Source organism: Acinetobacter sp. 70_2, from assembly GCF_056736115.1.
Genome location: NZ_JBWZIP010000015.1, coordinates 949,612 through 961,865 on the forward strand (window position 1 = coordinate 949,612; position 12,254 = coordinate 961,865).

At 40.9% G+C, this 12,254-nt stretch carries 10 protein-coding genes; 6 read left to right on the plus strand and 4 right to left on the minus strand.

Annotated features, from left to right (window positions below; translation table 11 throughout):
* Positions 1–3: 3 nt before the first annotated feature.
* From AC1PJ9_RS13480 to AC1PJ9_RS13505, 6 genes are all read left to right on the plus strand, one after another.
* Complete coding sequence (locus AC1PJ9_RS13480) at positions 4–957, plus strand: PDR/VanB family oxidoreductase (RefSeq protein ID WP_100193537.1); 954 nt, start codon at positions 4–6, stop codon at positions 955–957.
* Positions 958–1,002: 45 nt separating this feature from the next.
* Positions 1,003–1,959, plus strand: coding sequence for a p-hydroxyphenylacetate 3-hydroxylase reductase component (locus AC1PJ9_RS13485; RefSeq protein ID WP_081399139.1), 957 nt, complete (start codon positions 1,003–1,005; stop codon positions 1,957–1,959).
* A 197-nt stretch (positions 1,960–2,156) separates the two neighbouring features.
* Positions 2,157–3,071: a transcriptional regulator FeaR gene (gene feaR, locus AC1PJ9_RS13490; protein WP_004701415.1), complete on the plus strand. Its 915-nt coding sequence runs from the start codon at positions 2,157–2,159 to the stop codon at positions 3,069–3,071.
* 209 nt (positions 3,072–3,280) lie between these two features.
* Positions 3,281–5,596 carry a primary-amine oxidase gene (gene tynA, locus AC1PJ9_RS13495; RefSeq protein WP_198308545.1) on the plus strand — a complete coding sequence of 772 codons (2,316 nt, stop codon included), beginning with the start codon at positions 3,281–3,283 and terminating at the stop codon, positions 5,594–5,596.
* Positions 5,597–5,740: 144 nt separating this feature from the next.
* Complete coding sequence (locus AC1PJ9_RS13500) at positions 5,741–6,958, plus strand: hypothetical protein (RefSeq protein ID WP_311088057.1); 1,218 nt, start codon at positions 5,741–5,743, stop codon at positions 6,956–6,958.
* Between the two features lie 33 nt (positions 6,959–6,991).
* Complete coding sequence (locus AC1PJ9_RS13505) at positions 6,992–8,479, plus strand: NAD-dependent phenylacetaldehyde dehydrogenase (RefSeq protein WP_311087514.1); 1,488 nt, start codon at positions 6,992–6,994, stop codon at positions 8,477–8,479.
* A 68-nt stretch (positions 8,480–8,547) separates the two neighbouring features.
* Here AC1PJ9_RS13505 and pcaD read toward each other — a convergent pair whose 3' ends face one another.
* The 4 genes from pcaD to AC1PJ9_RS13525 form a co-directional block, all read right to left on the minus strand.
* The gene (pcaD, locus tag AC1PJ9_RS13510) at positions 8,548–9,327 is read right to left on the minus strand and encodes a 3-oxoadipate enol-lactonase (protein WP_311087515.1); all 780 of its coding nucleotides are present in this window, start codon (positions 9,325–9,327) and stop codon (positions 8,548–8,550) included.
* A gap of 10 nt (positions 9,328–9,337) precedes the next feature.
* Positions 9,338–10,552 (minus strand): 3-oxoadipyl-CoA thiolase, encoded by a 1,215-nt coding sequence (gene pcaF, locus AC1PJ9_RS13515; protein WP_311087516.1) that lies wholly within the window; start codon positions 10,550–10,552, stop codon positions 9,338–9,340.
* Positions 10,553–10,788: 236 nt separating this feature from the next.
* Positions 10,789–11,442, minus strand: coding sequence for a 3-oxoacid CoA-transferase subunit B (locus AC1PJ9_RS13520; protein WP_311087517.1), 654 nt, complete (start codon positions 11,440–11,442; stop codon positions 10,789–10,791).
* 18 nt (positions 11,443–11,460) lie between these two features.
* Complete coding sequence (locus AC1PJ9_RS13525) at positions 11,461–12,132, minus strand: 3-oxoacid CoA-transferase subunit A (RefSeq protein WP_005069060.1); 672 nt, start codon at positions 12,130–12,132, stop codon at positions 11,461–11,463.
* Positions 12,133–12,254 lie beyond the last annotated feature (122 nt).

The following is a 12,254-nucleotide window of genomic DNA, read 5'->3' on the forward strand; positions in this document are numbered from 1 at the left end:
ATCATGACTACACTTTATGATGTTGTCGTTAAAAATCGCCATGTGGAAGGTGGAAATATTGCAGTCATGGAATTTGAATCTGCAACTTCTGCAACATTACCAAAAGTTGAAGCGGGTGCGCATATTGATGTGCACTTACCAAATGGTATGGTACGCCAGTATTCACTTTGCCAAAATCCAAATGACGAAGGTAAGTTTCGCCTTGGAATTTTACGTGACCCAGAATCTCGTGGTGGCTCAGTCTCGGCTTTTGATGAAATTAAAGATGGCATGCAAATTCAGGTCAGTGAACCAAAAAATTTATTTCCACTTTTAAAAGCCAAACACAGTGTATTGATTGGCGGTGGAATTGGAATTACGCCGTTAATCACGATGGCCTATCAACTTGCACATGAAGGTGAATCATTTGAGCTTCACTACTGTGGTGCTAGCCCTGAACACTGTGCTTTTGTTGATGAAATTAAAAATGGTGAGTTAGCAAAATATACAACCTTCCATTTTAAATCCGAAGGTGCAAGCCACCGAGCATTTTTTGAATCTGCCATTAAAGATATTGACTCGGAAAGCCATATTTACACCTGTGGTCCAGTCGGTTTCATGGACTGGGTGATTAATCTTGCTACAACTCATGATTTTCCTGAGCAGCAAATCCACAAAGAATATTTCCAAGTTGAAACTGACACCTCGGGAGATTCATTTGAGGTGGTGGCTGAGCGTAGCGGAAAAATCATTATGGTTGAAGCTGGCGAAACCATTTTGCAGGCTTTGGCTAAAGAAGGCATCGACATTGAAATGTCTTGCGAGCAAGGCGTATGCGGAACCTGCATGTGCGATGTAATTGAAGGTGAACCTGACCATCGAGATGTTTATTTTACTGATGAAGAAAAAGCCAGCAATGAACAAATATTGGTGTGCTGTTCGCGCTCTAAAACACCGAGATTAGTTTTAGATATCTAATGTTCTCGCGATTTATATGGATGTAAGAGAAGGTTTAGGAGAAAGATGATGAATGTATTACAACAAATAGATGAGTTTACGGTCGATCCACTACAGTTCCGACGAGCATTAGGAAATTTTGCAACAGGTGTTACCATTGTTACTGCACAAAATGCACAAGGTGAGAAAGTCGGTGTAACTGCAAATAGTTTTAACTCGGTATCGCTCGACCCACCGCTTATTTTGTGGAGTATTGATAAAAAATCGTCAAGTTTTTCAGTATTTGAACAAGCCACACATTTTGCAGTCAATATTTTATCGGGCACGCAAATTGAACTGTCTAATAAGTTTTCGAGACGCAATATTGATAAATTTGCAGACACCAATTTTCAACTTGGTGCAGGACGTGCACCAATCTTAGAAAATTGTTCTGCGGTATTTGAGTGCGAACGCTATCAAGTGATAGAAGGTGGTGACCACTGGATTATTGTTGGTAAAGTGGTTCGTTTCCATGACCAAGGCCGAAGCCCGTTGGTCTACCATCAAGGCGCATATTCTTGTGTCATGCCGCATCCGAGCCTTCAAGTTAAGCAAACTGAACAGAACGGCGTAGACCAAACACATTATGGACACTTATATAACAATGTCTGCTATTTAATGAGTCGTGCTTTTAAAGCCTATCAAACCGACTATATTCCTAAGCAAATGGCTTCTGGGTTCCGTACCAGTGAATCACGTCTCTTACTTGTTTTGGCTAGTGGTACTGCTTCAAGTAAGGAAGATTTACCGCGCGATATTGCTATGCCAATGCAGGAAGTTGAAAGATCGGCTGAAATTCTAAAATTTGAAGGGTTGCTGGTCGATCACGATAATTTGTACGCACTGACCGAGAAAGGTAAACAAACGGCGCAGTATTTGTTTGATATTGCCGATAGCCACCAAAATGAGGTGTTTAAAAAGTATTCTGAGGAACAAAAGGATATTTTTATTACCATGCTGCGAGATTTTGCAGGAGTAGCATAAGTCCCATTAAGCTGATAAATTGAATTGATTTATCAGCTTCTTTACATCTAGCTGACTATCATCAAAACAATTCCAAGGATAAGGAATTTCTGGCACACAATTTGTTTATCAATAAAACAAGATTGTAAAAAGCCAAGACAGTGCACCACCACAAACGCAAAATTTTGAGCGGTTGCACATGTATAGAGAGGTAAGGGATGAACCAATATGTAAGTGATGCATTACTCACATGGACGCACCATATTAAAAGTGTGTGCGGCAATTTTGAAACCGATTTTGACGGAACCCGTAATTTATTCATTGGTGAGGTTCAGTGCTTTTTATTGGGCGATACCGAAATTGCTTTTATCAAAAACAATGCAAATAAAATTGTCCGAAAAGCCGATGAAATCGATCGAGTGAATAATCGTTTTTGTTTTTTGATTTTACAGTATTCGGGAAAAATGCTGCTCGAGTATAAAAATGAAACCTTAAGCTTGAATGAAGGCGATATTGTGTTGGTGGACCCGGTCGAAACAATTTCGATGTATCCGCAAGGTTTGGTAAGTCAGATTTCAGTCCATCTGTCGCGTGAAAAATTACTTAAAGAAAATATTAGTACCGAATATTTTGGAAAACTGATTACTCAAAATATGAGTGGTTTTTTGCTCAAGAATATTTTGAAAAATATGTCTGCTGAAAACATCAAACTTTGGTATGCAACCGAAGATGGTAATGCTTTTGAAGATGCGCTGATCGCCTTAATCAAACCCACAATCAATTATAAAAATATAAATAGCTCAAATAATCTAATGGAAAAAGCCGAGCGATATATTATAGAAAACTTAGCAAAACCTGACTTAACCCCTAAATTAATTGCAGAGCATATTGGGGTGTCGCTACGTCATCTCTACCGTTTATTTCTTCAAGAAAATTTATCTATTAACAAATATATACAGCTCAAACGCCTAGAAAAAGTCAAAGCAGATTTGCTTGATAAAAAGAACAAACAAAGCTCAATTACCCAAGTTGCCTTGAAATGGGGTTTTTGGGACGGTGCTCATTTTTCAAAAATCTTTAAAAAGACTTATGGTATTTCTCCTAAAGAATTTAGAGAGGGTATGTCGGTTTAAATCTTTCATCTCTCAATGTCATTTTTAGACAAATTCGACGTCATTCTTGAACAAGCTAGCCCTATGTAACTGTGTTGAAATTAAATTCATTAGAGCAGGTTAGATAAGCTTAATAACTATAAAACTATTAAGTTGGTCTAACGAATTTCACTCACAGGAAAGTGCATTTTAACTGTCTGATTCAGATAGTTCAGGGATAGATGAAAAGGATGAAACCAATGCGTAAACAACGATTATTGAATGACATACAAAAAATACTGGCACTTAACTTATCAATCGCTGCAAGCTTTTGGGGACTCAATACTCAAGCGTTTGCGCATGGTGGCAAGGCCGAAATGGTCTCACTTTATCAAAACATGAGTGAGCAAGGCGCTAAAGTTGTCAAAGACGATTTTACCAATACTTATATGATCACCAAAGGTTCTATGGTGGTTCGAGCTAAACCCAATTCAGATCAGGTTTTGGTGAACGGCAAACCTTTCAAGCTCAGTGTCCCTTTACTAATCAAAGATGGTAAGCCTGTTATTGGAAAAGACTTTTTTAATGAAGTATTCCAGTCTGGTTTAGATCAAACTTTTAAAATTGAAAATACGTTTCACCCGCTCAATAGCTTAAATTCTGACGAAATTAAAAAGACATTTGATGTGATTAATCGCTCGAAATACGCCTATAAAAATATGCGTTTTGCCGAGTTAAAGTTAAAAGAACCAGAAAAAGCCAAAGTCTGGGATTACTTTATTAATCACAAAGAATTTAAAGAAGATCGTATTGCCTCATTTATTTTGTTAAAGGGGAGTCAAGCGATTGAAGGTGAAGTTAATCTTAATACTCAACAAGTCACAAAATGGAATGTACTTAAAGACACTCATGGAATGGTGTTGCTTGATAATTTTGAAGCTGTACAGCGCGTAATTGAGACAAGTAAAGAATATCAAGACGCGTTACGCAAACGCGGCATTTCCGATGTGAAGAAAGTGATTGCTACTCCACTAACTGTTGGATATTTTGGCGGTAAAGATGGTCTAGACAAACAACTCAATATATTAAAAGTTGTTGCTTACCTCGATGTCGGCGATGGCAATTATTGGGCGCATCCTATTGAGAACCTAGTTGCTGTAGTCGATTTAGATAAAGAAAAAATTATCAAGATTGAAGAAGGTGCGATCATTCCTGTGCCGATGGCAAATCGACCTTATATGTCGAATAAGCCCGTAGCAAGTAAGCTAAAACCACTCAATATTTCTGAACCTGAGGGTAAGAACTTTAGCATTACAGGTCAAACCATACATTGGGGGAACTGGTGTTTGCATGTAGCGTTAGATTCTCGTGTTGGCTTACAGCTTTCAACCGTGACCTATAAAGATAAAGGCGTTAAGCGTAAAGTCATGTATGAAGGGAACTTGGGTGGAATGGTAGTTCCATATGGTGACCCTGATATTGGTTGGTACTTCAAATCTTATTTGGACTCTGGCGAATATGGTATGGGAACCCTTACCTCATCTATTCTTCCGGGAACAGATGCACCCGACAACGCTGTTTTACTTGATGCCGTGATTGCAGACTATAAAGGCCAGCCACAAGTGATTCCAAATGCCATTGCCGTGTTTGAACGTTATGCTGGGCCTGAATATAAACATCACGAAATTTTTGGTAACCAAGATGCGAGTGAAGCCCGCCGTGAACTTGTTGTGCGCTGGATTAGTACAGTGGGGAACTATGATTACATGTTTGACTGGGTATTTGCCCAAAATGGTGTAATTGGGATTAATGCGGGTGCAACAGGTATTGAAGCTGTTAAAGGTGTTAAATCACGCACCATGCATGACAGTACCGCAAAAGAAGACACTAAATATGGAACTTTAATTGACCATAATATTGTGGGTACAACGCACCAACACATCTATAACTTCCGTTTAGACATGGACGTAGATGGGGAAAACAACAGCTTTATGCATATGGACCCTGTGGTGAAAGCTAATGACAAAGGTGGTGTTCGTACAAGCTCAATGCAAATTGATAGTAAAGTCATTACGAATGAGCAAAATGCGGCTGAAAAATTTGATCCGTCTACCATTCGCTTACTCACGAATTTCAACAAGGAAAATAAATTAGGTAATCCAGTTTCTTACCAACTCATTCCGTTTGCAGGTGGAACACACCCTGTGGCGAAAGGAGCCAATTTTTCTAAAGATGAATGGTTATTTAAACGTTTGAACTTTATGGATAAGCAAATTTGGGTGACTCAGTACAATCCAGACGAACGCTATCCTGAAGGGAAATATTCAAACCGTTCAACTCATGATACAGGCTTAGGACAATTCATTGGCAACAATGAAAATATTGAAAATAAAGACCTTGTGGTGTGGATGACAACAGGTACAACGCATGTGGCACGTGCTGAAGAGTGGCCAATCATGCCAACAGAATGGGTAAATACACTCATCAAACCTTGGAACTTCTTTGACAACACGCCGACTTTAAACTTGGGTGAAGACGAGCAAAACACACAGCACGACCATCATTAAACAGGTGCATGATCTAGGGTGGGTAACGAATCGGTTACCCATCCTTGAGCACGGTTAGGCCGTTCGCAAAAAAGGAATTTCTCAATGAAAAATTTATTTTCTCAGGTTGTGAGAGGGACTCTCTTTGTCTCATTTTTTTCAACTGTGCATGCTGGTGAGCTTGAAATTAAGCCAACTTTTGAAGCAACTTTTGGGGCTTTTAGTAGCGGCAAAAGCTATAACGGCGAAAACCTAGATGATGAAAGAGTCAATTGGCAAGAAGGTCATCTTAAATATGGTGCGAAGGGAAACTATACCTTTAAAAACAATCAGCTCTATGCAAGCTTGAGCGGTATTAGCTCGGCAACATTTGGTGATGGTGACGCCGGCCAAAATAGTAATGGCAAAGAACGTAAAACAGATGTGAATGAATGGATTATTGGTTTTAAAGATGGCACCAATAAAGATGAATTAACGACCTATGATTTAAGTATTGGTCGACAAAATATCATGATTGGTGATGGGTTCTTCATTGCGGGTGATGCATTAAATCTCGGTAAAGCACCTGCGGAGGGCATACTAGATCGGGGCGGGGCATATTATCTAGCAGCTCGTCGAAGCTTTGATTTTACAAGTTTGCTTCAATACAAACCGCAGGAAAATACAACGCTAAAGCTGGCTTATTTAAAGTCCGACAATAAAGCACAATTTTCCCCAGAACTCTTTGTGACTGATCTGATGTATCAGCTTAAAGATAAGGGCGTTGGGTTTACCTATTTAAATGTATTAGATCTTAAAGATGCTGAACAGGTTTCAGGACGACAAGACCTTAAAAATTATGCTTTACGTTTGAATTATCAACCTTTACCAGAGCTACAAGTTAAGTCTGAGTTTGTTATTCAAGATAAAAAAGATAGTACGGAAAATGCAGGTTACGTCGGGCTGAATTATAACTTTTTATCTTCAAAATATACGCCCTCATTAGGTTACCGTTTTAGCCATTTTTCAGACCAATACGACCCCATGTTTTATGGGAATACGGTCGGTTTTGGCACGTGGTTTCAGGGAGAAGTTGCTGGAAATTATGCTGGCCCATTTAATAAAAATGCAGATATCCATCAAGTCTCTTACAGTATGAATCTAAAAGAAAATTTCATGTTAGGTGCTTTGGCCTATAAGTTCAAAACAGTAAATAAGTCTTTAAGTAATGTGGATGGACATGAGCTGGATGTGTTCTCGGTTTGGTCCGTCAATAAAAAACTTAACGTTATTCCGTTGGTTGGACTCTATAAGCCTAAACAGGATATCCAGAGTGGCGGCACTCAAAACTACGATGACAAAACCAATGTGTATGCACAGTTAATTTTGCAATACATCTATTAATAGATCCTTTTAAATGAATTGAGAGAAATAAAAATGAGTGAAGTTCAGATTTTAGCAAGCGTACAGCAATTTATGGCGCGTCAACATGGACATTTTATTGATGGAAAATTAGTTGCTGCTGAGCATTTAGATAAAGTAGATATTGTAAATCCATCGACTGAACAAGTGGTTGCTCAAATTAGTATTGGTAGTCAACACGATGTCGAAAGTGCCGTGAAAAGTGCTGAACATGCTTTTCAAAATGCTTGGGCTGAAACTACGCCGTATGAACGTGGCGTTAAACTAAACAAGTTGGCAGATTTAATTGAACAATATGGTGAAGAACTTGCTCAGCTTGAGACTTTATCTACTGGAAAACTCATCAATATTTCCCGCCATCTTGAAGTGGCACAATCTGTTATTTTCTTAAGATATTTTGCTGGTTGGGCAACCAAAATTAATGGCCAAACCATGCAACCTTCTATTCCATCAATGCAAGGTGAAAAATATACGGCCTTTACTTTAAGACAACCGATTGGTGTGGTCGCAGGTATCGTGCCTTGGAATTTTTCACTCATGATTAGTGTTTGGAAAATTGGTTCAGCTTTAACAACTGGCTGTACCATTGTGCTTAAGCCAAGTGAGTTTGCCAGCTTATCTTTATTACGGTTAGCCGAACTTGCCATTGAGGCAGGTATTCCGGCTGGCGTAATTAATGTGGTTACGGGTAAAGGCGATACAGGACAATATTTAATTGAATCGCCACTCGTTAAGAAAGTCTCATTTACAGGTTCAGTACCAACGGGCATTGCCATTGGTAAGCTCGCGATGAGCAGTGATTTAACCCGTGTTAGTCTAGAGTTGGGTGGTAAAAATGCCATAGCCGTTTTGGCTGATGCGAATATCGATGAGATTTTACCAACTTTGTTGCAAGCAACTTTTGTGCATCAAGGTCAAGTTTGTGCATCCCCCGAGCGTTTTTTTGTACACCGTACAAAATATGATGAACTTGTCGAGAAACTCTCTAAAGCACTCTCGCAGTTCAAAATTGGATCGGCTATGGATGAAGGAAGTATGTTTGGTCCACTCTCGAATCAGCCACATTTTCATAAAGTAAAACATTATTTAGATATGGCTAAAGCCAACAATCAGATTATTGCTGGTGGTGAGGCTTTAGATCAGACCGGATATTTTGTACAACCGACTTTAATTTCCTTTAAAAATACGGATGATCCTTTATTTTCAGAAGAAACTTTTGGTCCAGTGGTCGGAGTAATGCCATTCGAAACTGATGAAGAGCTCATTCAACTGATGAATCAATCTCGCTTTGGTTTAACTGCAAGTATTTGGACAAATGACTTATCTAAAGCTTTACGTTTAATTCCTAAGATTGAAGCAGGCACCTTGTGGGTCAATATGCATACGTTCTTAGATCCATCAGTTCCATTTGGCGGGGTAAAAGCTTCAGGAATTGGCAGAGAGTTTTCAGATGCATTTATTGAAGATTACACCGAATTAAAATCGGTCATGATTCGGTACTAAGTTTTAAGATTCTGCGAGATATAAAAAATGGCCTATAAAGGCCATTTTTTTAATTCTTAAACTTAAAATTAGCTCACTAAAAAATCTTTTAGGATCTTATTAAAAGCTTCTGATTGTTCTACATTGGAAATATGAGAAGCATCTATTTCTGCAAGTTTTGATTGTGGAATGCGTTGCTGCATAAATTCACCATCTGCAACGGTTGTTACAGGGTCTTGAGTTCCAGCAACGACTAATACAGGAATTTTGATGTCTTTTAACTGCTCACGGACATCCGCTTTAGCCAAAGCCTCACAACAATTGGCATAACCCATTGCGCTGCCAGCACTCAAGTCGTTACACAGGTTGTTGACGATTGAAGGATGACTTTGGATAAAGGGATCTGTAAACCATCGCGAAGCTGCTGTAGCTGCGATCGGTTGTAAACCTTGCTCACGTACTAATTTTGCACGGTCAAGCCATGCTTGTTCTTGTCCAATTTTAGCGGCAGTATTTGCCACAACCACATGACTAAAACGGTCAGGGTAGTGAATCGCAAGCCATTGACCCGTTAAACCACCCATAGAAATACCACAAAAAGCAGCTTTGCTAATATTCAGATGATCCAGTAAACGGACAACATCTTCACCTAATTGCTCTACAGTGTATGGGCCGTTAGGCGTAGATGATGAACCATGACCACGAGTGTCATAGCAGATCACAAAAAATTGATCTTTTAACTCATTAAACTGTTTTTGCCACATGCCATAGTTGGTGCCCAAAGAATTGGAAAACACCAGAGCAGGGGAAGATGGTTCGCCAAAGGTTTGATAGTTAATTTGTGCATCGGCAGATTGAAAAGATGGCATTTGTTTCTCCTTAAAGTGCTTCAACACGTTCAATAATTAAGGCGATGCCTTGACCTACACCAATACACATTGAACACAAGGCGTAACGACCACCTGTTTGCTCAAGCTGGTTTAGGGCGGTGGTCACGAGGCGTGCACCTGATGCACCAAGTGGATGGCCCAAAGCAATTGCACCACCGTTTGGATTTACCTTGTTGCTATCGTCTGGCAAGCCTAAATCACGGGTCACTGCCAAAGCCTGTGCAGCAAAGGCTTCATTGAGCTCAATCACATCCATCTGATCTAAAGTCAGGTTAGCTTGTTTAAGTAATTTTTTAATGGCTGGTGCTGGGGCAAAACCCATAATGCGTGGTTCTACACCGACCGCTGTTGAAGCAATGATCTTGGCACGTGGTTTGAGGTTGTAAGCTTGAACTGCCTCATCAGAAGCAATCAGTAGAGCTGCTGCACCATCATTAATACCTGAAGCATTGCCTGCAGTCACAGAACCATCTGCTTTAACCACAGGCTTAAGTTTGCTTAAAGCTTCAAGTGTGGTCGACGCACGTGGATGTTCATCGGTATCAATCACAACAGCATCACCCTTACGCTGAGGGATTTCAACTGCCACGATTTCTTTAGAAAAAAAGCCTTTGGCTTGCGCGCTTGCGGTGCGTTGTTGGCTCACCAAGGCAAACTGGTCCTGATCTGCACGATTCACGTTAAACTGTTCAGCCACGTTTTCGGCAGTCTGGGGCATGGTGTCTACACCATACAATTCTTTAAGTTTAGGGTTAATGAAACGCCATCCCATGGTGGTGTCTTCAATCTTCTGGCTACGGCCAAAAGCACTGTCAGACTTACCCATCACATAAGGTGCACGGCTCATGCTTTCCACACCACCTGCAATCACCAAGTTCGCTTCACCTGCTTTAATGGCACGGGCAGCAATGGCAATCGCATCGAGTGAAGAACCACACAAACGGTTAATGGTGGTTGCCGGTACTTGATACGGTAAACCTGCAAGCAGTGCCGACATACGGCCCACATTACGGTTATCTTCACCTGCTTGGTTCGCACAACCATAGATCACATCATCGACCTGTTCCCAATCTACATTGGGGTTGCGTTGCATGAGGGCTTTAATCGGCACAGCGCCAAGGTCATCGGCACGAACAGGAGCAAGACCACCAGCATAACGACCGAATGGAGTACGGATGGCATCGATGATATAAGCGTTTTTCATTCTAACTTTTGTCCTTTACTTCAGGCCTTTTTAGCCATTCTCCGTAAGTATTTCGCGGTGGCGACATGGATGTCGCCTCGTTGCTCAGCACAACAGGGAAGTTGTGTCTGAGTAACAAAGGATTTTTGTTACTTTTTATCCTTAAAAAGTAAGGTATTGCCTATACAAAGGGCTTTCGAAGACCACTATCCTTTATAGGCAATGACGGTAGTAGGATTGACTATGCTGTATAAACCTTACCCTTGTGTCGCATCAATCAAAGTTGCACCAGTTAAAGCCTGTAACTCATCAAAGCTAAGACCTGCAACTTTCTCAATCACCTTTAAACCATCTTTGGTCACATCAATCACACAAAGATCGGTGTAAATCCGGTCAACGCAGTGTTTACCCGTAACTGGATAGCTCAACTCAGCCACAATCTTTGGCTCACCTTGCTTGGTTACATGGTCTGTGGTGATAAATACTTTCTTGGCACCTACAGCTAAATCCATCGCACCACCTACCGCAGGAATCGCATCCGGTGCACCTGTGTGCCAGTTGGCCAAATCACCATTCGCAGCAACCTGAAATGCACCCAGTACAGCAATATCAAGGTGACCACCACGCATCATCGCAAATGAGTCGCCATGATGAAAAAAGCTGCCGCCTTCAAGCATGGTCACAAACTCTTTACCCGCATTAATCAGTTCAGGGTCTTCTTCACCTGCTGCTGGCGGAGGGCCAAAAGCCAACAGGCCATTTTCAGAATGAAGGAAAATATCTTTGTCGTTAGGTAAGTAGCTCGCAATCTTGGTTGGTAAACCAATGCCTAGGTTTACATAGGCGCCATCTGGAATATCTTGTGCCACACGTTTTGCAATCTGGTCACGGCTGAGTTTCTGGTAGCTCATGTTATTTCTCCTTATTGCTCACTGTGCTGGCGCTACTTGTACAACATGCTGTACAAAGATACCCGGGGTGATGATGTGTTCTGGGTCTAATCCACCTAGTTCAACCACTTCAGAAACCTGAGCAATGGTGACATCTGCAGCCATGGCCATAATCGGACCAAAGTTACGTGCAGATTTACGGTAAACCAGATTGCCCCAGCGGTCGCCCTTATAGGCTTTAATCAAGGCAAAGTCAGCCTTGATCGGATATTCGAGTACGTAATCTTTCCCATCAATCTCACGGGTCTCTTTACCTTCGGCCAAAAGTGTTCCAAAGCCAGTTGGGGTAAATACAGCGCCTAGGCCCATACCAGCAGCTTGAATACGGCAAGCCAGATTACCTTGTGGTACCACTTCAAGCTCGACCTTTCCGGCACGGTAAAGTTCATCAAACACATAAGAGTCTGACTGACGTGGGAAAGAACAGATGACTTTTTTAACCGAACCGGCTTTAAGCAGTTTCGCCAGACCATAATCGCCATTACCGGCATTGTTACTGACGATGGTTAAGCCTTTAACACCGAGTTCAATCAGACCATCAATGAGTTCAGCGGGTTGTCCTGCGGTACCGAAACCACCAATCAGAATGGTTGCACCATCTTTAATCTGCGATAGAACCTCGCTTAGTGAGGACTTACTTTTGTCAATCATGTGAGAAACCTTAGAGCATGAGGTAACGTGATGTATTACTACCGCTAAAAATTTACTTAAATTCTTAATGGTAGTAATAAATGGAATAAATTTTGTGAGCCAAAAGCGAACTTTTAACTCAC

Bases quoted from the DNA above. Each gene is read 5' to 3' on its own strand.
- feaR (WP_004701415.1), top strand. From the start codon at position 2,157: ATGAACCAATATGTAAGTGATGCATTACTCACATGGACGCACCATATT.
- AC1PJ9_RS13505 (WP_311087514.1), top strand. From the start codon at position 6,992: ATGAGTGAAGTTCAGATTTTAGCAAGCGTACAGCAATTTATGGCGCGT.
- AC1PJ9_RS13485 (WP_081399139.1), top strand. From the start codon at position 1,003: ATGATGAATGTATTACAACAAATAGATGAGTTTACGGTCGATCCACTA.
- AC1PJ9_RS13525 (WP_005069060.1), bottom strand. From the start codon at position 12,132: ATGATTGACAAAAGTAAGTCCTCACTAAGCGAGGTTCTATCGCAGATT.
- pcaF (WP_311087516.1), bottom strand. From the start codon at position 10,552: ATGAAAAACGCTTATATCATCGATGCCATCCGTACTCCATTCGGTCGT.
- tynA (WP_198308545.1), top strand. From the start codon at position 3,281: ATGAAACCAATGCGTAAACAACGATTATTGAATGACATACAAAAAATA.
- pcaD (WP_311087515.1), bottom strand. From the start codon at position 9,327: ATGCCATCTTTTCAATCTGCCGATGCACAAATTAACTATCAAACCTTT.
- AC1PJ9_RS13520 (WP_311087517.1), bottom strand. From the start codon at position 11,442: ATGAGCTACCAGAAACTCAGCCGTGACCAGATTGCAAAACGTGTGGCA.
- AC1PJ9_RS13480 (WP_100193537.1), top strand. From the start codon at position 4: ATGACTACACTTTATGATGTTGTCGTTAAAAATCGCCATGTGGAAGGT.